Source organism: Synechococcus sp. CBW1002, from assembly GCF_015840915.1.
In the GTDB taxonomy this organism is placed as follows: Bacteria; Cyanobacteriota; Cyanobacteriia; order PCC-6307; family Cyanobiaceae; genus CBW1002.
In genome coordinates this window covers 1-22998 of the sequence record NZ_CP060398.1, presented here as the reverse complement: position 1 = coordinate 22998, position 22998 = coordinate 1, and the positions used below count along the sequence as shown (strand labels likewise).

The 22998-nt window shown below is 65.5% G+C and carries 22 protein-coding genes; 17 read left to right on the top strand and 5 right to left on the bottom strand.

All coding sequences use genetic code 11. The annotated features are described in order from the left end of the window. Nucleotides 1-343: 343 nt before the first annotated feature. A complete protein-coding gene (locus H8F24_RS00105) occupies nt 344-1978 on the bottom strand; it encodes a ferredoxin:protochlorophyllide reductase (ATP-dependent) subunit B (RefSeq protein ID WP_370594839.1) in 1635 nt (544 codons plus the stop codon). Nucleotides 1979-2121: 143 nt separating this feature from the next. Next, a complete protein-coding gene (locus H8F24_RS00100) occupies nt 2122-3420 on the bottom strand; it encodes a ferredoxin:protochlorophyllide reductase (ATP-dependent) subunit N (RefSeq protein ID WP_197170511.1) in 1299 nt (432 codons plus the stop codon). Between the two features lie 350 nt (nt 3421-3770). Here H8F24_RS00100 and H8F24_RS00095 point away from each other — a divergent pair, with 350 nt between their 5' ends. Continuing rightward, complete coding sequence (locus H8F24_RS00095; RefSeq protein WP_231597984.1) at nt 3771-4586, top strand: BMC domain-containing protein; 816 nt, start codon at nt 3771-3773, stop codon at nt 4584-4586. An 8-nt stretch (nt 4587-4594) separates the two neighbouring features. On the opposite strand, the gene H8F24_RS00090 is transcribed toward H8F24_RS00095, so the two are convergent. Then, nucleotides 4595-5122 carry a non-canonical purine NTP pyrophosphatase gene (locus H8F24_RS00090; RefSeq protein ID WP_370594720.1) on the bottom strand — a complete coding sequence of 176 codons (528 nt, stop codon included), beginning with the start codon at nt 5120-5122 and terminating at the stop codon, nt 4595-4597. A gap of 437 nt (nt 5123-5559) precedes the next feature. On the opposite strand from H8F24_RS00090, the gene H8F24_RS00085 reads away from it, so the two are divergent. From H8F24_RS00085 to H8F24_RS00045, 9 genes are all read left to right on the top strand, one after another. Further along, on the top strand, nt 5560-6552 hold the full coding sequence (locus tag H8F24_RS00085) for a sodium-dependent bicarbonate transport family permease (protein ID WP_197158861.1): 993 nt from the start codon (nt 5560-5562) through the stop codon (nt 6550-6552). A 108-nt stretch (nt 6553-6660) separates the two neighbouring features. Continuing rightward, on the top strand, nt 6661-6942 hold the full coding sequence (locus tag H8F24_RS00080) for a transcriptional regulator (protein ID WP_197156602.1): 282 nt from the start codon (nt 6661-6663) through the stop codon (nt 6940-6942). Between the two features lie 273 nt (nt 6943-7215). After that, nucleotides 7216-7527: a BMC domain-containing protein gene (locus H8F24_RS00075; protein ID WP_197156600.1), complete on the top strand. Its 312-nt coding sequence runs from the start codon at nt 7216-7218 to the stop codon at nt 7525-7527. 66 nt (nt 7528-7593) lie between these two features. Further along, the gene (locus tag H8F24_RS00070; RefSeq protein WP_197156598.1) at nt 7594-9006 is read left to right on the top strand and encodes a form I ribulose bisphosphate carboxylase large subunit; all 1413 of its coding nucleotides are present in this window, start codon (nt 7594-7596) and stop codon (nt 9004-9006) included. 145 nt (nt 9007-9151) lie between these two features. Beyond that, complete coding sequence (locus H8F24_RS00065) at nt 9152-9493, top strand: ribulose bisphosphate carboxylase small subunit (RefSeq protein ID WP_197156596.1); 342 nt, start codon at nt 9152-9154, stop codon at nt 9491-9493. An 82-nt stretch (nt 9494-9575) separates the two neighbouring features. After that, nucleotides 9576-12047: a CsoS2 family carboxysome shell protein gene (locus tag H8F24_RS00060; RefSeq protein WP_197170509.1), complete on the top strand. Its 2472-nt coding sequence runs from the start codon at nt 9576-9578 to the stop codon at nt 12045-12047. 4 nt (nt 12048-12051) lie between these two features. Continuing rightward, nucleotides 12052-13785, top strand: a complete 1734-nt coding sequence (locus H8F24_RS00055; RefSeq protein ID WP_231597982.1) for a carboxysome shell carbonic anhydrase — start codon at nt 12052-12054, stop codon at nt 13783-13785. 1 nt (nt 13786) lies between these two features. After that, nucleotides 13787-14065 (top strand): carboxysome peptide A, encoded by a 279-nt coding sequence (locus tag H8F24_RS00050; protein WP_197156592.1) that lies wholly within the window; start codon nt 13787-13789, stop codon nt 14063-14065. Then, on the top strand, nt 14065-14316 hold the full coding sequence (locus H8F24_RS00045; protein WP_197156590.1) for a carboxysome peptide B: 252 nt from the start codon (nt 14065-14067) through the stop codon (nt 14314-14316). The genes H8F24_RS00050 and H8F24_RS00045 overlap by 1 nt, the downstream gene beginning before the upstream one ends. A gap of 31 nt (nt 14317-14347) precedes the next feature. Here H8F24_RS00045 and H8F24_RS20040 read toward each other — a convergent pair whose 3' ends face one another. Next, entirely contained in the window at nt 14348-14848 is a 501-nt protein-coding gene (locus H8F24_RS20040) for a hypothetical protein (protein WP_231597981.1), read from the bottom strand. A gap of 25 nt (nt 14849-14873) precedes the next feature. On the opposite strand from H8F24_RS20040, the gene H8F24_RS20035 reads away from it, so the two are divergent. The 7 genes from H8F24_RS20035 to cbbX all read left to right on the top strand — a co-directional run bounded on the left by H8F24_RS20035 (nt 14874) and on the right by cbbX (nt 21561). Further along, nucleotides 14874-15182: a BMC domain-containing protein gene (locus H8F24_RS20035; protein ID WP_231597980.1), complete on the top strand. Its 309-nt coding sequence runs from the start codon at nt 14874-14876 to the stop codon at nt 15180-15182. Nucleotides 15183-15187: 5 nt separating this feature from the next. Beyond that, the gene (locus H8F24_RS00035) at nt 15188-15691 is read left to right on the top strand and encodes a ferritin-like domain-containing protein (protein WP_197156588.1); all 504 of its coding nucleotides are present in this window, start codon (nt 15188-15190) and stop codon (nt 15689-15691) included. Between the two features lie 83 nt (nt 15692-15774). Continuing rightward, a complete protein-coding gene (locus H8F24_RS00030) occupies nt 15775-17595 on the top strand; it encodes an NAD(P)H-quinone oxidoreductase subunit F (RefSeq protein WP_197158858.1) in 1821 nt (606 codons plus the stop codon). 10 nt (nt 17596-17605) lie between these two features. Beyond that, the gene (locus H8F24_RS00025) at nt 17606-19120 is read left to right on the top strand and encodes an NADH-quinone oxidoreductase subunit M (protein WP_197156587.1); all 1515 of its coding nucleotides are present in this window, start codon (nt 17606-17608) and stop codon (nt 19118-19120) included. A 14-nt stretch (nt 19121-19134) separates the two neighbouring features. Continuing rightward, nucleotides 19135-20313 (top strand): CO2 hydration protein, encoded by a 1179-nt coding sequence (locus H8F24_RS00020; protein ID WP_197170508.1) that lies wholly within the window; start codon nt 19135-19137, stop codon nt 20311-20313. Between the two features lie 14 nt (nt 20314-20327). Beyond that, entirely contained in the window at nt 20328-20576 is a 249-nt protein-coding gene (locus H8F24_RS00015; RefSeq protein ID WP_197170507.1) for a 4a-hydroxytetrahydrobiopterin dehydratase, read from the top strand. Next, nucleotides 20560-21561 (top strand): CbbX protein, encoded by a 1002-nt coding sequence (gene cbbX / locus H8F24_RS00010; protein ID WP_197170506.1) that lies wholly within the window; start codon nt 20560-20562, stop codon nt 21559-21561. The genes H8F24_RS00015 and cbbX overlap by 17 nt, the downstream gene beginning before the upstream one ends. Nucleotides 21562-21585: 24 nt before the next feature. On the opposite strand, the gene dnaA is transcribed toward cbbX, so the two are convergent. Beyond that, nucleotides 21586-22998, bottom strand: a complete 1413-nt coding sequence (gene dnaA, locus H8F24_RS00005; RefSeq protein WP_197170505.1) for a chromosomal replication initiator protein DnaA — start codon at nt 22996-22998, stop codon at nt 21586-21588.

Here is a 22998-nt window from a genome sequence, read left to right as displayed (position 1 = left end):
CATGCTTGGTTGTCGTATCCTCATTCGGCCGCAGATCCGTGAGAGATCGGGTAGGAAAATCTCGCGGATCTGCTGAGTACTTCTACTCATCTCGGGCTGTGCTCTGGGTAGGCGTGCGTGGCTTCTTTAACGGGCACCTCGAAACATTCGAGACCGGCGGAACCCTGCAAGGAGCGCTCATTGCATCGTCTGGGCCCGGCTTGGACTCTCATCCTTGGAAGGGGCGACTTTCAAGGTGCCTTGTTGTCGTCGGTTGCACGGAGACCTATGGACCACTCCGGGGCTGGAGGCTGCCTGTGCGCGTCGCTGCGGAGGCCGTGACTCCGGCGGGGAGTGGCTGGAGTCATCGGCTGAAATGAGCCTTGGCTTCGTAGAGGGTTTCGGCATCGATCCGATGCAGTCCCTGGGCCCGGGCAAAGGATTCAGCGTTGCGTCTGGCCTTGCCCCGCACGAAGAAGGGGATCTTGGCCAGTTCCGCCTCCCCATCCGGGCTCCAGTGCAGGCCGTTCTCCGCCAAAGCAGCTGCTGGAGCGGCTGTTGCCCCGGCTGCTGCTGATGCCACGGCTGTAGCTGTTGTGGTCTCTGTCGAGGCTGCGGCCCCTGTTGTTGGCTGTTTGGTCCCGCTGGCTTCGATTCCGGCTCCATCCGGTGCTCCACCGAGGTGGCTGCGGTGTCCTTCGGTGAACTCGAAATCGTGGCGGAACATCGTGATCAGGTGCTCCTCCAGCCCCATCATCAGCGGGTGCACCCAGGTGTCGAAGATCACGTTGGCTCCTTCCCAGCCCATCTGCGGTGAGGTGCGGGCCGGCACGTCCTGAACGTGCAGCGGCGTGCTGATCACGGCGCAGGGAATGCCCAGGCGCTTGGCACTGTGCCGCTCCATCTGGGTGCCCAGCACCAGCTCCGGTGCCGCCTCGGCCATGGCCTTCTCCACCACCAGGTAGTCGTCGGTGATCAGCGCGTCCAGGTCGAGCTCCTTGGCTGCGGCCCGCACGTCGCGGGCCTGCTCGCGGCTGTAACTGCCCAGCCCCACCACCTGAAATCCCAGTTCCCGGCTGGCGATGCGGGCGGCGGCGATGGCGTGGGTGGCATCGCCGAAAATGAACACCCGCTTGCCTGTGAGGTAGGTGGAATCCACCGAGCGCGAATACCAGGGCAGTCGGGATCGCTGCTCCGCCTCAGCGTTGGTGGCGGCAGCGATCACCTCGGAGTCCATCTCCAGCAGGTTGGTGACCTCCCGCAGGAAGTCGCCGGTGGCGCCAATGCCGATCGGCATGCTGCGCACCACCGGCATGCCGAAGCTCCGCTCCAGCCAGTTGCAGACCGGGCCGGCCACCTCGGGATAGAGGCAGACGTTGGCATCGGCGCTGGGGATGCGCAGCAGATCCGCCGGTCTTGCACCCAGAGGGGCGACCACGGTCACGTCGATGCCGAGCTCGCCCAGCAGGCGGCTGACCTCAAGGATGTCGTCGCGGCAGCGGAAGCCCAGCAGGGTGGGGCCCAGCAGGTTCACCCGCGGCCGGCGGCCTTCCTGGCGCCAGCGGGCCGGTGAGGGCTTGGCGGCCCCGGGCGGCGGCAGCTGTGGTTTGAGCAGGGCTCGCACCAATTGGTAGAAGGTCTCCGCTGCTCCCCAGTTCTCTTTCTTGGAGTAAGCCGGCAGCTCCAGGCTCACCACCGGAATGCCGCCCAGATCCATGCCGCCGGCCAGGGCCCCAGGCTGATCCTGAATCAGTTCGGCGGTGCAGCTTTCTCCCACCAGCAGGGCCTCCGGCCGGAACCGCTCCACGGCGTCGTTGATCGAGCGCTTCACCAGTTCGGCTGTGTCACCGCCCAGATCGCGGGCCTGGAAGGTGGTGTAGGTCACGGGAGGGCGCCGGTCGCGCCGCTCGATCATGGTGAACAGCAGATCGGCGTAGGTGTCTCCCTGGGGGGCATGCAGCACGTAGTGCACCCCTTCCATCGAGGTGGCGATGCGCATCGCGCCCACATGGGGAGGGCCTTCGTAGGTCCAGAGAGTGAGTTCCACAGGAAGGGGTTGGAGAGGGAAGAAGCGATCGGAAGACGGGTCGGGGCTGGGGTGGACCAGCGCTCAGAGCCCACAGCTCAGGTGAACCGGAGAGTTCAGCTGAACTGGAGCAGGTTGCGGCGCCGCAGCGGCCGTGAGAACAGCTCGGCCAGATCGCCGGCCTGGTCGCAGCCGTGGATCGGGCTGAACACCAGTTCGATCGACCACTTGGTGGCGATCCCTTCGGCTTCCAGCGGGTTCGCCAGCCCCAGGCCGCAGACCACCAGATCAGGCCGGGCGGCCCGGACCCGCTCCAGCTGGCGTTCCACGTCCTGGCCCTCGGTGATGGCCGTGCCGGCGGGAAGCAGGGCCAGCTCTTCGGCCAGCAGCTGGCGATCCAGGTAGGGGGTACCCACTTCCACCAGCTCCATGCCGCACTCCTGATGCAGGAAACGGGCCAGGGAGAGTTCCAGCTGGGAGTCGGGCATCAGCACCAGCCGTTTGCCGGCCAGCACCTCCCGGTGGGGGGCCACCGCCCGCCGGCCCCGCTCCACCAGCGGTGCAAGGACCGCCTCGATCGCCGCCGGGGCCAGGCCACAGGCGGTGGCAGCGGCCCGCATCCAGAGCCGGCTTCCCTCCACGCCGAAGGGATAGGGGGCCGGGATCAGTTCGGCGCCGCGGGCCTGCAGGGCCCGGGCGGTGGCACTGAGGAACGGCTGCGCCAGCAGCACCTTCGTGCCGCGGCCCACCGGCGGCAGTTCGGTGGATCGCCGCGGCGGCAGGCTGCGCACCCGCTCGATCCCCATGCGTCCGAACAGGTCGATCAACCGATCTTCCACCGGATCGGCGAGGGTGCCCACGATCAGCAGCTGCGGCTCGTCGCTGGCCGGCATCAGCGGCTGCATCGCCAGCAGGGCCTGATCCTCCCCCTGGGTGAAGGTGGTTTCGATCCCACTGCCGCTGTAGTTCAGCACCCGCACCCGTCCGGCCAGCTGGCCGTTGAGCCGCTCGGCAGCCTTGCCCAGGTCGAGCTTGATCACCTCGCTGGGGCACGACCCCACCAGGAAGAGGGTGCGGATCTCGGGCCGTCTCTCCAGCAGGTCGCGCACCAGCCGGTCGAGCTCCTCATTGGCATCGGCGAGGCCGGCCAGGTCCCGTTCCCCGAGGATGGCCGTGCCGAACCGGGGTTCGGCGAAGATCATCACCCCGGCGGCGCTCTGGACCAGGTGGGCGCAGGTGCGGGACCCCACCACCAGGAAGAAGGCATCGGGCATGCGGCGGTGCAGCCACACGATCGAGGTGAGACCGCAGAACACCTCCCGTTGTCCGCTCTCCCGCAAGACGGGGGGAAGGTGGGAGGAGCTCTCCTGGCCACCGGCGGTGACGGCTGGAGCCCATGGTGCGACAGCGCCCATCGAAACGGGCCTCCTGGCGATGCGATCCCTTAGGCCTAGCTACTCACGGGGACTCTGCAGGCAGGGAGTCAGAACTCTTCGGGAACACGTCACTCTTCGGCAACACGTCGCTCTGGCGTGGCCCCTCCGGCTGGCAGTTCAGCGCGAGCCGAGGGCCCCCGGTCAGGTAGTGATCAGCGTTTGTGATCGTTGCGACAAGATCTGTGCATCGCTGCGGGCCCTCCCCGAGCCGGCAGCAGCAGGAACCCAGCAGGGGCGAAGGATAGAGTCGCGTCGCGATCCAACCGTCTCCCTGTCGCCAGGATTTGCCCTGCTGCGCGGCAACCCAACCCTGAGGTGTCCGCCCCTTGATGGAGCGCGCTCGTTCCCTATCCACGCTTCGAGCTCCTCTGCGCTCCGAGCTCCGCAGCGACCAACTGCGTGGGGACAGCCGGCGCGAGGCTCCGCGGATCACCGGCACCGAGGTCCACGGCGACAGCTCCGGCGCCAGTTGTGTGATCACCACCGACAGCGAAGGCCGCCGGCTGGCCAACCAGACGAGCCACGTGCAGTCGATCGAGCTGCGCACCTACGTCTTCCTCGATTCGCTGCAGCCCCAGCTGGCCGCCTACATGGGCACGGTCTCCCAGGGATTCCTGCCGATTCCCGGTGATGCCTGTCTCTGGCTGGAGGTGTCTCCGGGGATGGCAGTGCATCGTGTCACCGACATCGCCCTCAAGGCCAGCACCGTGCGCCTCGGCCAGATGGTGGTGGAGCGGGCCTTCGGTTCGCTGGGGCTCTACCACCGGGATCAGAGCAACGTGCTCCATTCCGGTGATGTGGTGCTGGAGGCGATCGGCAGCCGGGTCGAGCAACGCAGCCCCTGCGAGGTGACCTGGACGGAGATCATTCGCGCGATCACGCCGGATCATGCCGTGCTGATCAACCGCCAGAACCGGCGAGGTTCGATGATCCAGGCCGGCATGAGCATCTTCATCCTGGAGACCGAGCCGGCCGGCTACGTGTTGATTGCCGCCAATGAGGCCGAAAAGGCTTCCAACATCACGGTGGTCGATGTGAAGGCCGTGGGGGCCTTTGGTCGTCTCACCCTCGCCGGCCGTGAAGGCGATGTGGAGGAGGCGGCTTCGGCCGCCATGCGGGCGGTGGCCCACATCAACGATCGATAGAGCTCAGCTCAGGCCGCGGCCAGGCCGAGCAGCTGGAGCAGCCGTGGGGCCATCTGCCGGGCGGCCTTGCCGCGGCTGCCCAGCTTCTCCTTGAGATGGTGGGGCAGCTGGGCATAGCTCAGGCCGGCCTCCCGCACCCAGAAAATCGGGTCATAGCCGCCGCCATGGCCCTGCGGCGTGATCAGAATTTCGCCACGGCAGATCCCCTCGGCCTCGACGGCGACCTGGCCGGTGGGATCAGCCAGCACCATGGCGCTGTTGAAGCTGGCGCTGCGATAGGGGGTGCCCCCCAGTTCCTGGAGCAGGCGGTGGATCCGTTCGTGATCCGTGGGGGCATAGCGAGCCGAGTAGAGGCCCGGTGCCCCGCCGAGGGCATCCACCTCCAGTCCGGAATCGTCCGCCAGGGCCCAGCAGCCGGTCAGCGTCGCCACCGTCTGGGCCTTCAGCCGGGCGTTCTCAAGGTAGGTGCGACCTGTCTCCTCGATCTCCAGCCCTTCTGGTTGCTGACGGACCTCCAGACCAACGGCATGGAGCATGGCCGTGATCTCGGCCACCTTGTGGGCATTGCCACTGGCAATGACCAGCACCGACGGGCTTGCAGCCAGCACGGATCGATCAGGGGTCTGAGCTCCGGCCAACGGATCGCAACAACGGATCTGCCCGATCGATCGGGCGGCCGCCATTGTGGGCCACTGACGGAACCAGAGGCTCCCGTACCTGGGAATTTGGGTGTTGGGGTCTGTCGGATGGACCTCCTGCAGGGTGGCTAGGCCCGAAGGCCATGGCGTGCCGGGTTGAACATTCCACCCCCTGAAAATCTCCAGGGGTGCACGCTTGCTGCAGACGTTAAGGAGCTCCCAGGCGTTCGGCCAGGGGTGGGGGGCTGGCTTGAGGAGTTGCTGACCGAAATCGGGAAAAAGCCAGGTGGGTGGCGCTGCCTACGCTGCAGGGCCCCTCGATGCCCGCGGCGGCCATGGAATCAGGACTGGTTCTCCAGAACCTTGTGTCACCGCCGGTTCTGTTTTTCTTCCTCGGCATGCTGGCGGTGCTGGTGGGCTCGGATCTGGAGATCCCGGCGCCGCTGCCGAAGCTGTTTTCGTTGTATCTGTTGCTGGCGATCGGCTTCAAGGGCGGTTTGGAGCTGCAGCACAGTGGTCTTGGCGGCCAGGTGACGCTCACGATCACGGCGGCGGTGCTGATGTCGATGCTGGTGCCGTTGACCAGCTTTCTGATCCTGCGCAGTCGTCTGGATTCTTATAACGCCGCTGCGGTGGCCGCGGCCTACGGATCGATCAGTGCCGTCACCTTCATTACAGCAGAAAGTTTCCTCACAGTGCTGCAAGTGCAGTTTGATGGCTTCATGGTGGCGGCCCTTGCTCTGATGGAGTCGCCCGCCATCATTGTGGGGCTGTTGCTGGTGAAACTGGCGGTGCCGGCTGAGCCCAACAGCGGCCGCTCGATTGGCTGGCCTTCTTTGCTGCGAGAGGCATTTCTGAACGGTTCGGTCTTTCTGCTGATGGGAAGTCTGGTGATCGGATTTCTGGTGGCAGCCTTTAGCCCCGCTGGGCTGGAGAAGATGGATCCCTTCATCAATAAACTCTTTTATGGCGCCCTCAGTTTCTTCCTGCTGGACATGGGAATTGTCTCGGCCCAGCGCCTCCACGATCTGCGCCGGGCCGGTCCCTTCCTGATCGGTTTTGCTGTTGGCGCTCCCCTGGTGCACGCCGCCGTTGGACTGGTGGTGGCCAGGGCGCTGTCGCTGCCGCAGGGGGATGCACTGCTGTTCATGGTGCTCTGTGCCAGCGCCTCCTACATCGCCGTTCCTGCGGCGATGCGGATGACGGTGCCGCAGGCCAATCCCAGCCTCTACATCTCCACCGCGCTGGGGGTCACCTTCCCCTTCAACATCGTGGTTGGACTGCCTCTCTATATGGCGATGGTGCAGCGCTGGATCCCGGCCGGCTAGGGATTGGGAGGGCGGTGTCCCCGGTTTTCCCAGGCTGTCGCTGCCTGGCGTCGCCGTTCTGCGTCACTGTCTCGCGCCACCGTTCGTTTTGCCTCTCAGGCCTGTCCGATGAAACGTCTCGATCTGTTGTTGGGAGAGCGGGAGCTGGGCCCGATCTGCGCGGCTCTGCGCACCGCCGGAGCTCCCGGCTACTCGGTGATGCGCCATGTCACCGGGGTGGGAAAGGGGGGTGAGGTGCAGGAATCGATGGAGATGAGCGGCTACGGCGCCAACGCCCATGTGATCGTGTTCTGCGAGGCGGAGGTGCTGGAGCAGATCCGTGCAGCACTGCGGCCCCTGCTCAACTACTACGGCGGCGTTGGCTTCGTCTCCGACGCCCAGCCCCTCTGAGACCACAGCCCCTCGGAACCCGGGTCCGTTGGGTTTCAGATCCACGCCAGGACGGCCTGGACTGGGATCTCAGCGAACCTGCATAGGGAGGTTTGCGCCAGCATGGGTGCTGGATCAAGCAATGCCTAACGATTTGTGAGGCACTGATCAGTCTGCCTTATCTTTCAATGCGGAAACGGTGATGGCGCAAGCCCTGTCAACGGCTTGACGGAGGGAATGGCTGCAGACCATGGTTACGGACGAACATTCCACCCCCTCCTTCAGGAGCAGGTAATGGCAAACGAAACCATGGGCATCGCCCTCGGCATGATCGAGACCCGTGGCCTGGTGCCGGCGATCGAAGCAGCCGATGCCATGACCAAGGCCGCTGAAGTGCGTCTGATCGGTCGTGAGTTCGTGGGCGGCGGTTACGTGACCGTGTTGGTCCGTGGTGAAACCGGCGCTGTGAACGCGGCCGTTCGTGCTGGCGCCGATGCCTGCGAGCGCGTGGGTGATGGCCTGGTGGCCGCCCACATCATTGCCCGCCCCCACCGCGAGGTTGAGCCCGCCCTGGGCAACGGCAATTTCGTCGGTTCCAAGGACTGATCGGCTTGGCGCCTCAGGCGCTGACCCGCTGATTGTTCCCTTTCCCGACTTACCCGGACATCCCCCATGAGCAAGAAGTACGACGCAGGGGTTAAGGAGTACCGCGACACGTATTGGACTCCTGATTACGTTCCCCTCGACACCGACCTGCTGGCCTGCTTCAAATGCACCGGCCAGGAAGGTGTGCCCAAGGAAGAGGTGGCTGCCGCTGTGGCCGCTGAATCCTCCACCGGCACCTGGTCCACCGTCTGGTCCGAGCTCCTCACCGATCTCGACTTCTACAAAGGCCGTTGCTACCGCATCGAAGACGTTCCTGGCGACAAGGAAGCCTTCTATGCCTTCATCGCCTATCCCCTCGATCTGTTCGAGGAAGGTTCGATCACCAACGTGCTGACCTCCCTGGTCGGCAACGTCTTCGGTTTCAAGGCCCTGCGCCACCTGCGTCTGGAAGACATCCGCTTCCCGATGGCCTTCATCAAGACCTGCCAGGGTCCGCCGAACGGCATCGTGGTCGAGCGCGATCGCATGAACAAGTACGGTCGTCCCCTGCTGGGTTGCACGATCAAGCCGAAGCTCGGCCTGAGTGGCAAGAACTACGGCCGGGTGGTGTATGAGTGCCTCCGCGGTGGCCTCGACTTCACCAAGGACGACGAGAACATCAACTCCCAGCCTTTCCAGCGCTGGCAGAACCGCTTCGAGTTCGTTGCCGAAGCCGTCAAGCTGTCTGAGCAGGAGACCGGCGAGAAGAAGGGGCACTACCTCAACTGCACCGCCGCCACTCCCGAGGAGATGTATGAGCGGGCCGAGTTCGCCAAGGAACTGGGTCAGCCCATCATCATGCACGACTACATCACCGGTGGCTTCACGGCCAATACCGGTCTGGCGAAGTGGTGCCGCAAGAACGGCATGCTGCTGCACATCCACCGCGCCATGCACGCGGTGATTGACCGCCATCCCAAGCACGGTATCCACTTCCGGGTGCTGGCCAAGTGCCTGCGTCTCTCCGGTGGTGACCAGCTGCACACCGGCACCGTGGTGGGCAAGCTGGAGGGTGATCGTCAGTCGACGCTGGGCTACATCGACCAGCTGCGTGAATCCTTCGTTCCCGAAGATCGCAGCCGCGGCAACTTCTTCGATCAGGATTGGGGCTCGATGGGCGGCGTCTTCGCCGTGGCCTCCGGCGGCATCCACGTCTGGCACATGCCTGCACTGGTGGCCATTTTCGGCGACGATTCGGTGCTGCAGTTCGGTGGTGGTACCCACGGTCACCCCTGGGGTTCTGCAGCTGGTGCTGCCGCCAACCGTGTGGCCCTTGAGGCCTGCGTCAAGGCACGCAATGCCGGCCGCGAGATTGAGCGGGAAGGTCGCGACATCCTTACGGAAGCAGCGAAGCACAGCCCTGAGCTGGCGATTGCCCTCGAGACCTGGAAGGAAATCAAGTTCGAGTTCGACACCGTCGACAAGCTCGACGTCAACTGATCGCCGGCGATTCGCCGTTGCATCACGACGCGGCGCTATGCCGTCCCGACATCCAGCCCCGATCGATTCGGACGATCCTGATGGAATCTGCCTGATGGAAGCCGTCTGATTCGTCGGGGACCCCCTCTGCACCCCAAGGATCCCCATGCCTTTCAAGAGCACCGTGGGTGACTATCAAACAGTCGCCACCCTGGAGACATTCGGCTTCCTGCCGCCGATGACCCAGGACGAGATCTACGACCAGATCGCCTACATCATTGCCCAGGGATGGAGCCCCCTGGTTGAGCACGTTCACCCCAGCCGCTCCATGGCGACCTACTGGTCGTTCTGGAAACTGCCGTTCTTCGGTGAAAAGGATCTCGGCGTGATCGTCAGCGAGCTTGAGGCTTGCCATCGGGCCTATCCCGATCATCACGTCCGCCTGGTGGGCTACGACGCTTACACCCAGAGCCAGGGCGCCTGCTTCGTGGTCTTCGAAGGCCGCTGAGCTTCAGCCCTTCCCTTCAGTGATCCCGGCCTCAGGGCCGGGATCCTTCTTTCGATCCAGTCATTCCATTCATCGGGCGGAGATGGCCAGCACTTCCAGTCGTGACGCAGCTCTGGAGCGCCGCAAGGCCCTCACCAGCGCAGGCAAGAAAGCCGCTGGCCGTTACGGCTCCAGCGCCAGCCGCGTGCGCACGGCTGCGGATGCCCGTCCCACCCGCACCTCGGTGCCGGAGCCTGTCATGGCGCCTGCCGCCCCGGTTCAGGCGACCAGGCCCGGTCGTCCGGCGCGATCGGCAGCCATGTCGCTGTCGGCCCCGGCTCCTTCCAGAACTGTGGCGGCGCCGACGCGCAGCACCCCCCGGCCGATCAGCAACCCCAGCCGGGAGTTGGTTCTCTCCCGTCGGGAGGCTCTCAGCAAGCGGGGTAAGCGGGCCGATACCAGCCGCGACCGCACCCGTACCGATCTGCAGAAGGTCGCTCCAGCGGGCGCCGGATCCTCAGCAGCCCCGGCCGGTGAGCACAAGTGCAAGTGTCAGGAGCGCCAGGCTGAAGCCTCGGCCCCGACCAGCAGTGCGCCGGCTCGCCGATCGGCTTCTCTGGGGAGTTCCAGCCTCGGCAGCAGTCTGTCCTCGCGCAGCAGCAGTGCGGCTGATCGCCGCCCTGCCGTGAAGCGCGCCTCGCAGCACAACCCCAGCCGGTCTCTGGTGCTGGCCCGTCGTGAGGCCCTGAGCAAGCGCGGCAAGGCCGCCAACACGCCCAGCAATTCCACGGCTGCTGCTGTGGCGCGCCAGGGCAACCCCGACCTCACCACCCGAGAACTGGCTCAGAAGGTGCGTGAGCTCAAGAGCAAGGTGGGCTCCAGTGGCGCCACGCGGGGAAGCGGCAGCACCCGTCCCACGGGCCCCAACCTCCATGGCGCCAAGCAGGCGGCTGCCGCCGATGCCCACTGGAAGGTGGGCGTCAGTGAAACCCTCCGCGGACAGACGGTGACCGGCACCCAGGCCAACCGCTCGCCCAAGACCACCGGCAATGAGGCCAGCACCTGCCGCACGATCACCGGTACTGAATACATGGGTGCCGAGGTGTTTCAGTCCTTCTGTCAGGACCGGCCTTCCCCCGTTCAGCCTGCCAAGGTCCGGGTCACTGCCACCAGCCATGGCAACCGCGTCACCGGCAATGAGGTGGGCCGTTCGGAGAAGGTCACCGGCGATGAGCCCGGCACCTGCAAGACGATCACCGGCACGGAGTACATCTCCGCCAATCAGGCCCTGGCCTACTGCGGCGATCTCGAGCCCAGCCCGCGCAAGGTGGGTCACAGCCAGACCCTCGGTGGCCGTCCGGTCTCCGGTGTGATGGTGGGGCGCAGCGAGCGGGTCACCGGCGATGAGCCCGGCTCCGGACGCCAGCTCACCGGTACCCAGTACCTCGGATCTGAGCCCCTGGTGCCCGGCCGTGCCCCCGATAAGGTCAATGTCCTTCAGACGCTGCGTGGCACGGGGATCACCGGAACCCACGTCGGTCGTAGCGAGCGGGTCACCGGCGATGAGCCCGGCAGTTGCCGCCGCGTCACCGGTGATGAATACATCGGCCGTCAGCAATACGAAGGGTTTTGCGGATCCCAGCCCGAGCCGGAAGCGGCCAAGGTTGGATTCTCAATCACCAACAAGGCCCAGGTGGTGAGCGGGACGCGCACCGGCCGCTCCAGCCGGGTCACCGGTGATGAACCCGGCACCTGCAAGGCCGTCACGGGAACCCCCTATGCCGGACTGGAACAGGCGGGTGACTGGTGCTCCAGCAAGCAGGTCAAGGAGATCCGCCAGCGCACGCCTGCCCGCCTCGGTACTCCGGGCCCCAGCATGACCGGCCTGCAGCCCGGCATCGGTGGTGTCATGACCGGCGCTGAACGGGGTGCCTGCGAGCCCGTCACCGGCACCCCTTACCTCGGGGCCGATCAGATGGCTGCCGCCTGCAGCGCCGCCGAAACCCACGACGCTGATTTCCCTCAGCCGCTCGATTCCCAGCCCTGGGAGCAGTTCAGCATCCAGTCTCCGGCCCGCGCGGCCCAGAGTGAGCGTCAGAAATCCGCGGCTGTGACCGGCACCAGTTACGAACAGGGCAACCGCATCACCGGTCCGTTTGACATGGCCTCCGGCAAGGTGACCGGCACTGAGCAGTTCCGCTTTGACCGCCATGGCAGCGGTTCCTCTGCCTTCGATCGGATCTCGGCCCGAGGTCGGGCGCCGATCAGCGTCGATGAGGATGTGCGCCCTGCGTCCGCTCCTGAGCGACCCGTGTCGCGTGTCACCGGCGAAGGCATCTCCGCTGGCCTGAAGATCACCGGCGACGACTGGGATCGTGGCGAGAGGGTCACGGGTACGGAGGGAGCGTCTGCCCGTCAACGCAACCCCAGCCGTCCTGGCCCGATGACGGCCATGCCCACCTACGAGGCCAAGCGCAACGAAGCCGTTCCGGCTCCGGTGAGCCGGGTGACCGGATCGAGTGGAAACACCGATCGTGGCTCTCTGGTGACCGTGTCCGGCGGGGCCCGCGGCTGATCTGATGCCACGCCGTCCGGTTTCTTCAGTGGCGCGTACTCCCCAGGGCGCCCCGGCCCAGCGCCGCCGCCCTGCGGCCCCCAGCCCCGATGAGCTGCGCCGCTCCGTCCAGAGGTTGCGTGGGCGCCTGCTAGAGCCTGAGATCACCACCGCCACCAGCGTCTCCGAGGACGGTGTTGATCCAGCCGCCAACCCCTGGGACACAGGCCGTCGTGCCCGGGTCCGTCGGACTCCTGAGCTGACTCAGAGGAATGAATCCCCTGGTCTCGGTGCTGCCGCTGCCGGCCTTGACGCCTGGCGGTCGCGCCGATCCTCGGCTTCCGCCTCCGTGAGGCTCCATCCCCTGACCGACAGCCGGGCCAACGCGGCCTTGCAGACCTACGACGCCCAGGTCAAGGGCGCCTTTGATCGGCTCGTGCCTGTGCTCAAGCGGCTTTCCGCCTTGCAGCATGAGGACGACTTCATCCCACGGGCACAGGAGCTGGCCCGGGCCGAGCTTGGTTTCGAGCTGCCCCAGCCGATCCTGGAGACAGCCTGGGTGACGCAGCTGGACATGCGCACCCTGTTCGCCTGGTGCGTGTTCGAGACCTACGAGCAGACCAGCGCCAGTTTCTTCGAGCGGGATCCGCTCCAGGGCAGACCAGGCTCAGCCACGGTGGAATCCTTCGATGCTTTTCTGCTCGACTGCGGCTTTCACCTGCTCGACATCACGCCCTGCGCCGATGGTCGTCTGGCCCATGCCATCGCCTATGCCCTGCGGTTGCCCTTCGGCTCGGTGCGGCGTCGTCCCCACGCGGGTGCTCTCTTTGATGTCGAGAACACGGTGAGTCGCTGGGTGAAGACCGAGCACCGCCGCTATCGGGAGGGCCTGCCCAATCCGGCCCATGCCGATACCCGCTATCTCAAAGTGGTGCTCTACCACTTCAGCTCCCTCGATCCCAGCCATGAGGGTTGTGCGGCCCACGGCAGCGACGATGCTTTGGCGGCCGGTTGTGGTCTCAGTCGCCTCAAGGATTTCCAGCAGGCCGTGGAGAACAGCTTCTGTTGCGGCGCCTCGGTGGACCTGCTGCTGTTGGGGATCGATACCGACACCGATGCCCTGAGGGTTCACGTTCCGGGCCTGGATGGCAGCACCAATCTCGAGCGTTGGCTCGATGCCCGCGAGGTGTATGAGGCCACCGCGGGGCTCAGTGCCGAGCAGGCTCGCGACCGGATCCTGGCGCTGGTTCAGCAGGCTGCTGCCAGCACGCCGGATCCCGGCATGGTGCGTCTGATCAGCAGACTGCTGGAGCACAACCTCTCCCAGATTGATTACGTCCGCCAGTTCCATGGTGGTCACTACAGCGATGCTGGCCATGCCGAGCGGTTCATTGGAGTCGGCATCGGGTTCAAGGAGGTGCACCTGCGCAACCTCACCTACTTCGCCTACATGGATACCGTTGAAGAGGGCGCCCCCGACCTCGACGTGGGGGTGAAGATCTTCAAAGGTCTCAATGTGTCCCGTGGTCTGCCGGTGCCGGTGGTGGTGCGATTCGACTACAACGGCCAGGTCCCCGGTGCCCGTGACCGGGCTGAGCGCCATTGCCGGCGGGTCCAGCAGGCGATTGAGTCGCGCTACGGCGAGCTCTGTCGTGAAGGGCTCCTGCACGTGTTGCTGACGATTCGCGATCAGGATCGCCACGCACCAGCGGAGACGATCGGATCCACGATCAGCTTTGCCAGCGGAGGAGGACACTGACATGTTGATCTGCAAGGTGTTGAAGCCGCTGGTTTCGACCAACCGCATTCCCGACTTCGAGCACAAGCATCTTCAGGTGGTGCTGGATGGCAGTACCCAGAAGGTTGCTGTGGATGCCGTTGGCTGCATTCCCGGCGATTGGGTGATCTGTGTGGGCAGCTCGGCGGCCCGCGAGGCGGCAGGCAGCAAGTCTTACCCGAGTGATCTCACGATCGTGGGCATCATCGATCACTGGGATCCCGATGCCGCCAAGGCGATGGCGTCAGGGGGGAGTAAGTAATGGAGATCATGCAGGTGATGGGTTCACTGGTCTGCACCCAACGGGTCGAAGGCTTCGCCCACCAGAACCTTCGTGTGCTTCGGACTCCGAAGGGCAAGCTCAGTGTCGCTGTGGATCCCGTCGGGGCCGCCACTGGCAACTGGGTCTTCACCGCCAGTGGCTCCGCTGCCCGCCATGCCACAGGTGACGCCAGCCTGTTCACCGATCTCACCATCGGTGGAATCATCGACTTCTGGGAGCCGGACGGCTGACGCTCAACCGGGCCTACGCGCCAGCCCGCCCTTAACGCCCGTTACGTTCGCCAGCTCCCGCCACCCCCTCCCTGACCATGGCCACCCCGACGCCCAGCCCCGCCGCCGGATCCACCCCGGCCCCGTCTGCGGAGACAGCCCCTGCCGTCACTCCCGCTGCAGAGGCCCCTGCCCCCGCTCCTGCGGAGGCCGTGGTCAGCGCGACGGCGCCCATGGCCTCCACTGAGTCCAAGGGCTCCACCTCACCCAAGGCCCTGCCCACCCCTTCGACCACTGATAGCCCTGCCGCCAGTTCACTGACTGCTGCCCCCACCACTCCGGCGAAGCGCAGCAGCGCTCGCTCCACTGCCGCTGCCCGCGTCCCTTCTTCCCGTACCGCCATGGCTCGCACCTCCACCACCCGGGCCGTCAGCCGCTCGGCTGCGACCCGCCCCGCCGCCAGCCGTGCCTCCACTGGCCGGGCTTCTGGTTCCGGTCGTGCCGCTGCCTCCGCTGCCACGGGCGGCGGCTCCTCCAGCCTCACCCCTCCCAACCGTTCCGCTTCTCCTTCCTTTCCGATGGCTTCCTCCGTACAGGGCATCGCCCTTGGCATGATCGAGACGCGTGGCCTGGTTCCCGCGATCGAAGCCGCCGACGCCATGACCAAGGCCGCGGAAGTCACCCTGATCTCACGGGAATTCGTCGGTGGTGGCTACGTCACCGTGATGGTGCGTGGCGAAACCGGGGCTGTGAACGCCGCGGTCCGGGCCGGTGCCGATGCCTGTGAGCGTGTCGGTGACGGCCTGGTGGCGGCCCACATCATTGCCCGTCCCCATGGCGAGGTCGAGCCCGCCCTGGTTTGCACCGGCGTCACCCGTCGCCTCTGATTCTTATGGACGAAGCCGCCCATCCCCGCGTCCTCGGATATCTCGGGCGCGCCCTGAGCCTTGAGCTCTCCGCCGTGCAGCAGTACATGACCCAGGCCTCCCTTGTGGAGCTCTGGGGAGATGCAGAGGCTGCGGAGCGTTTTCGCCGCGAGACCGTGGAGGAAATGCAGCATGCCGAGCGCATCGTGCAGCAGATGCTGCGTCTGCGGGTGGCCCCTGCGGCCTCCCAGCTGCGCGCTGTCACCCATGCGCCGGATCTGGTCGGTCTGCTGCGGCTGAACAGCGTGCTGGAGCACGATCTGATCAACCACTACGCCGAGGCCGTTCGCTTTTGCGTGCTGATCGGTGATGAAGAAAATGCCGAATTCTTCCGGGCGCTCTGGAAGGAGGAACAGCATCACGGCGAAGAGCTGAATGGCTGGCTGCGGCAGCTGGCGGTGGTTTCACAGCCCCCTGCCATCCCCGCCGCGATCCGTTACGACTATTCCCGTCATCGCGCCAGCTTCTAAATCCGGCGCTGGACGTCCAGCCTCGATGCCGTCCATCTGCTGCCTTGGTCGCCGAACTTCCCCTGTACAACCTGCCCCTGTCCATGCAGCTGGCCTGGTTGATCCCGCTGTATGGCTTCAGCGGGGTGCTGCTCTCCCTGCCCTGGTCCAGCGGCTGGATCAAGCGCAATGGACCACGACCTGCGGCCTATCTCAATCTTCTGGTCACCTTGTTGGCCTTTCTGCACGGCAGCCTGGTGCTGCGTCAGGTCTGGCTGATTGGCCCCCATCACCTTGAGATCCCCTGGTTCCACGCCGCCGACCTGAATCTCTCGATCGGTTTTGATCTCTCGCTCACCAATCTGGCCGCTCTTGAGCTGGTCACTGGCCTCAGCCTGCTGGGCCAGGTTTTTGCCCTGGGCTATCTCGACAAGGAGTGGTCCCTGGCCCGCTTCTATGCGCTGGTGGGATTCTTCGAAGGCGCGATGTCCGGGGTGGTGCTGAGCAGCAGCCTGTTCATGAGCTATTTCCTGCTGGAGATGCTCACCCTGTCCACCTATCTGCTGGTGGGGTTCTGGTACGCCCAGCCCCTGGTGGTCACGGCGGCCCGGGATGCGTTTCTGACCAAGCGGGTCGGCGACGTTCTGTTGCTGATGGGTGTGGTTGCCCTGTCGGCCTGGTCGGGTCAGACCGAGTTCACCGAGCTCTATGCCTGGGCCGCCAGTGCTCCGCTCACACCCCTGGCCGGAACCCTGCTGGGCCTGGGCCTGATTGCCGGGCCCATGGGCAAGTGTGCCCAGTTCCCGATGCATCTCTGGCTGGATGAGGCGATGGAGGGGCCCAACCCGGCCTCGATTCTGCGTAATTCCGTGGTGGTGACCTGCGGTGCCATCGTGCTGCTGAAGCTGATGCCGCTGTTGCTGATCTCTCCGGTGGCCACCGATGTGCTCCTGGCTGTGGGCGCCATCAGTGCGGTGGGCGGTGCCCTGGTGGCGATCGCCCAGGTGGATCTGAAGCGGGCCTTTTCCTATTCCACCACCTCCTACCTGGGGCTGGTGTTCGTGGCCATCGCCCTGCAGCAGCCGGGTATCGCCCTGCTGTTGCTGTTCGCCCACGGTCTGGCCAAGGCCCTGCTGTTCATGAGCGTGGGCAGCATCATCGCCACCACCAACTGTCAGGACCTGACTGAACTCGGTGGCCTGGGCCGACGCATGCCCGCCACCACCGGCGCCTTCCTGATGGCGGCGGCCGGGGTCACCGGCCTGTTACCCCTGGGCTGCTTCTGGTGCTTCGGCTTGCTGGTGCAGGCCTTCAGTGCCGAGCACCGATTCTTCGCTCTGGTGGTGCTGCTCACCAACCTGCTCACCCTGTTCAACCTCACCCGTGTGTACCGCCAGGTCTTCCTCGGGGACGCTCAGCCCAAGACACGGCGGGCACCGGAGGTGATCTGGCTGATGGCTCTGCCGATGGTGAGCCTCACGGTGCTGGTGGGGTTGATGCCCTGGATCATGGCCCGCATCGATCCGGTCCCCGGCATCGCCTCCTTCTCCCCTGGGGTGGCGGTCCTGGTGATGGGCTCCGGTCTGATCGGGGTTGTCTCCGCGGCCGTGGTGCCCCTGAACAAGGCCTGGTCGCGCTCCCTGTTCAAGCCGCTGCGCACCCTGCAGGATCTCCTGGCCTTCGACTTCTATACCGACCGCATCTATCGCGCCACGATTGTGACCTTCGTGGCGGGCCTCTCGCGGCTCACGAACGGTTTCGATGCCGCCGTGGTGAATGTGCTGGTCGATCGTGTCGGCAGCCTCACGATGGCTGCGGCCGGCAGTCTGCGGCTGGCCGTGAGCGGCCGCATGCAGACCTACGTGCTCACGGCCCTGGTGTCGATCGTGCTCCTGCTGGCCTCCCTGAACTGGTTCATCGCCTGAGAATCGATCGATGCTGAGTGCCCTTCTCGCCATTCCCTTTCTCGGTGCCCTGGGCCTGATGCTCTGGCCGGGTGAGCTCTCTCTCGAGAAGGTTCGCCGCGCCGCCCTGGCCCTGCTCGTGTTGCAGCTGGCCTGGAGCCTGCGTCTGCTGCTGCAGTTCGATCCCTCCTTCGGTGGGATGCAGCTGCAGGAATCGATCCCCTGGATCGAAAGTCTGGGGCTGGAGTACCGCCTTGGCGTGGATGGTCTCTCCCTGCCGCTGGTGCTGGTCAATGCCGGCCTCACCCTGGTTTCGGCCTATGCCTCCACCACGGTGACCCAGCGGCCGCGTTTGTATTTCGCCCTGCTGCTGGTGATCAGCGGCGCCGTGAACGGAGCCTTCCTCTCGCTGAATCTGCTGCTCTTTTTCCTGTTCTACGAACTGGAGCTGATTCCGCTGTGGTTGCTGATCTCGGTCTGGGGTGGAGCCCGGCGCGCCTATGCGGCCACCAAGTTCCTGATCTTCACGGCGGTGTCCGGCGGATTGATCCTCGCCGCTTTTCTGGGCCTGGCGCTGGTCACCGGCGAGGTGGACTTCAGCCTCACCCCCGTGCTCGGCGGCCAGCTGGCTATGGGAACCCAGCTCCTGCTGCTGGGTGCTCTGTTGGTGGGTTTCGGCATCAAGATCCCGCTGGTTCCCTTTCACACCTGGCTGCCGGATGCCCACACCGAGGCGTCGACGCCGGTGTCGGTGCTGCTGGCCGGGGTGCTGCTCAAGCTCGGCACCTATGGGCTGCTGCGCTTCTGCCTGGGACTGTTCCCGGAGGCGTGGGCTGTGGCGGCCCCCTGGCTGGCCATCTGGGCGGCGATCTCGGTGTTGTATGGCTCCCTGGCGGCGATCGCCCAGCGGGACATGAAACGGATGGTGGCCTACAGCTCCGTGGGGCACATGGGCTATGTGCTGCTCGCGGCCGCGGCGGCCACGCCCGTGAGTCTGCTGGGGGCTGAATTCCAGATGGTGAGCCACGGTCTCATCTCCGCCCTGTTGTTTCTGCTGGTGGGCGAGGTGTACACCACGACCGGCACCCGCGACCTGGATGTGTTGCGGGGCCTGCTCAACCCAGAGCGGGGTCTGCCTTTGACCGGTTCGCTGATGATTGTGGGGGTGATGGCCAGCGCGGGTCTGCCCGGCATGGCCGGCTTCATCTCTGAGTTTCTGGTGTTTCGCGGCAGCCTGGCGACCTTCCCCGTGGCCACAGTGGCCTCGATGGTGGGATCAGGTCTGACGGCCGTCTATTTCCTGTTGCTGGTCAACCGTGCCTTCTTTGGCCGGCTGGCCGTCACCCCTCCTGAACCCGGAGGGCCTCTCGACATCCGCTTGCCGGCCGTGCCCCTGCTCCGTCACCTGCCCGCCATGGTGCTCACGGTTCTTGTGGTGGCGATCGGACTGGCACCATCGGGGTTGGGCTTTCTCTCGGAGCAGGCCACCACGGCCATGAGTCAGTTACCAGCCTTGGTGACGGCCATCAGTGGGAGGCCCGCCTGATGAACAGCTCTGCCATGGCGTCCCTGAATCCCGGACGCTCGCGGACGCGCCAGGCTCCGATCCCTACCGCGGCAGAACTGGAACGGCGCCTGCTGGCCGGCGAGACCCTGCTGGCCGAGAGCCCCACCCATCTGCTGGAAGTGGTGGGGGTTCTGGAGAGCTATGGAGAAGTGCTTGATGCCTACAGCATCAACCTGGTGTACCAGGCGGAGAAGCAGTTTCTCAATCCCCTGCCGATCTTCAAGTTCCTTGATGGTGATCCCAGCCTCGCCAGGATCTGGCGGCATCTCAACCACGACCGCATCAACTTCGAGTATGCCGAGTACTGCCAGAAGGCGATGTTCTGGCATGGCACCGGTGGCCTCGATGCCTATCTCGACACCGACGCCTTCCGCCAGGGCTGCGCCGCCATCATCCGCTGCAAGACCCGGCGGGACCCGCTGCTGGGTCTGCTCCATCCTCTGTTTCCGGACTTTCTGATCGAGCTGATCCGCTCGGCGGCCACCACCCATGCCCTGGGTCAGTTCTGGCGGGTGATGAGTGACCTGTTCCTTGATCTGGCTAGGGCCGAGCGCGATGGACGGGTGGGTTCCATTGCCCAGCTGGTGGACTTCTTGATGGATGGGCTGGTGGCAGCGGCAGCTCAGCCGATCACCTACGCGGTGGAGGTGGCGGGCCAGCGGTTCTGGGTGCTGCCGCCCGAGGCCGCGCTCACCTTCCTGGTCGATGTGGCGGTGCCCTACGTCGAGGCGGTGTTCCTGCGGGGCATGCCCTTTCTGGGCACGGTGTCGTTCAACGCCCAGGCCCAGCAGATCTCGCCGGATCAGAGCCGCTTTGCCTACGGCGCCCTCTACGCCGATCCCCTTCCCACCATGGGGGCGGGCATCCCGCCCAGCCTGCTGATGCAGGACATGTATCGCCACCTGCCCGAACCGCTGCATCATTGGTACCGGCAGCAGGGCCGCGGCGAGGGAGATGTGCGGGTGAAGATCTGCGCCAGTTTTCAGAAGGCGATGTTCTGCGTCACCAATGCCGCGATCAAGGGCACCTTTCCCCATCCGCTGCACAGCACCGATGAGCAGCAGCTGCAGGCCAATCGTGCCTACGCCGCGGCCTGGGTGGAGCGACTCAGCCATGCCCGCACCGACTGCCTGAGCGACCAGTCGGCAGCGGAGGATGGCAGCCGCAGTTGATCTAGGGTCAGACCATGGAACAGGCCTGGACGAAACGGAATCGCCCTGAACGGCTCGAACGTCGTATCGAGTTCGACGACTACGAGGCGACCCGGGTGTTTCTGGAGCGGTTGAACGAGCTCTCCGAAAGCAGCAATCGCTTCCCGGATATCAGCTTCGGACGCACCTATGTGAACCTCACGTTGCGCAGTGAGGAGGACGACACCCCGATCGGCGCTGCCGACGAATCCTTTGCCGCGGCTGTCGATGCCCTCCTCGATTGATCCCTCTTCCGCGCCCGATTCATCCTCTGCGCCCGATGAACCCTCCGCTGAGGCTGATCAGCCAGATCTGAGCCACGATCTCACCCGCGTCGATCTGAAGGCGGCCTACGAGGGGGTGGGTGTGCAGGAGGTGCTGGAGCAACTTGATCACGACCTGGTGGGGCTGAGGCCGGTGAAGGCCCGGATCCGTGAGATCGCGGCGCTGCTGGTGGTGGAGCGGGCCCGCACCCAGGTGGGCCTGGCGACGGCGGCTCCCAGCCTGCACATGTCGTTCACCGGCCAACCGGGAACCGGCAAGACCACGGTGGCGGAGCGGATGTCCCAGATCCTGCATCGGCTCGGCTATGTGCGCAAGGGACACGTGGTCACCGCCACCCGTGACGATCTGGTGGGGCAGTACATCGGCCATACGGCGCCGAAGACGCGCGAGATGCTGAAGAAGGCGATGGGTGGGGTGCTGTTCATCGATGAGGCGTACTACCTGTACCGTCCCGAGAACGAGCGCGACTACGGCGCCGAAGCGATCGAGATCCTGCTGCAGGTGATGGAAGCCAATCGCGACGATCTGGTGGTGATCTTCGCTGGCTACAAGGATCGCATGGACGTGTTCTACCAGTCCAATCCCGGGCTCTCCTCGCGGGTCGCCAATCATATTGATTTCCCCGACTACAGCGGCCCTGAACTGCTGGCGATCGCCAAGCTCATACTCGCGGCGGAGAACTACCGCTTCAGCGACGAGGCCACGGCGGCCTTCGCCGAGTACATCCAGCGACGCATGCAGCTGCCGTTCTTCGCCAACGCCCGCTCGATCCGCAATGCCATCGATCGGGCCCGCATGCGCCAGGCCAATCGCCTGTTCACCCGCATGGGCAGCTGCGTGACCAAGCGAGATCTGATGACGATCGAAGCCGACGACATCACCGCCAGCCGGGTGTTCTGCGGTGAACTGGAAGGTCTCGATCCCTCCAGGCCGCTGACCAGCTGAGCCCAGCCTGCGCTTGCGCGAAATCTACTTGCGTTTGCGCGAATCAATCTGCAGCAGGTCTCGCACCTGTTGCACCTGGCGGGCCAGGGCAGGATCGGTGTGAAGCTTCTTTTCCACCTGCTCCACCGCATACATCACTGTGGAGTGGTCCTTGCCGCCGAAGGCTTCGCCGATGCGCGGCAGGCTCAGATTGGTGCCCTGCCGCATCAGATACATCCCCACCTGGCGGGCCTGGCTCACGGCCCGTTTGCGGCTGGGGCTGAGCATTTCTTCGGTGCGAACGCCGAAGACCTCGGCCACCTTGTCGAGCACTTGCTGTGGGGTCACCTCCACATCGTTGCCGCCGGGGTCGAGCATCGGCGCCACCGATTCCACCGTCATCGGCAGACCGGTGATCGAGGCAAAGGCCACAGCCCGGGTGAGGGCCCCCTCGAGTTCGCGGATGTTGGAGGTGAAGCGGCCGGCGATGTACTGGATCAGATCGCGCGGCAGCGCCATCTGTTCCTGCTCGGCTTTCTTGTGCAGGATCGCCATGCGCGTTTCCAGGTCGGGGGCCTGGATGTCGGCGATCAGCCCCATCGAGAAGCGGGAGATCAGGCGCTCCTGCAGCTTGGGAATCTGACTGGGGGGACGGTCGGAGGCGATCACGATCTGCCGCCCCGCCTCGTGCAGGGCGTTGAAAGTGTGGAAGAACTCCTCCTGGGTGTATTCCTTGCCTTCGATGAACTGGATGTCGTCCACCAGGATCAGGTCGGCGGCGCGGTAGCGGTCGCGAAAGGCCTGCATGCCGTCCTTGCGGATCGCCTGGATCAGGTCATTGGTGAAGGTCTCGGTCGAGACGTAGAACACCCGCGCGTCCGGGTCGATCTCGAGGCGGTAGTGGCCGATCGCCTGCATCAGGTGGGTCTTGCCCAGGCCCACGCCGCCGCAGAGGAAGAGGGGGTTGAATTCCCGGCCCGGTGCCTCCGCCACCGCCAGGGCGGCCGCGTGGGCCATGCGGCTGTTGGGGCCCACCACGAAGCGGTTGAACGCATAGCGTGGATTGAGGCCAGGGGCGAGTTTGCGGGGGGTCTCGCCGGTGGCGGGGGAGCGCACCGGGGCCGCAGGCCGGCCATTGCCGGTCTCCCGCGTGCCGCTGGCCGGCCCGGTCAGGCCGTTGCCGCCGATGGCCTCCGCCGGGGCGTCGCCCTCGCTTGCCGTGGCCACCTCCACCCGCAGCTCGCGACCGGCGATCTCGGAAGCCACGGCCTCGATGGTGCCGAGGTAGTTCTTGCGTAACCAGCCGCTGGCAAAGCTGTTGGGGGCCTCCAGCAGCAGCTGGTCGCCGCGCATGCCGCTGCAGCGGGCCGGCCGGATCCAGGTCTCGAAGGTGGGCTTGCTGAGGTTGGCCTGGAGCGCCTCCTGAACCTGGTGCCACAGCTCCTGACCCTGCTGCAC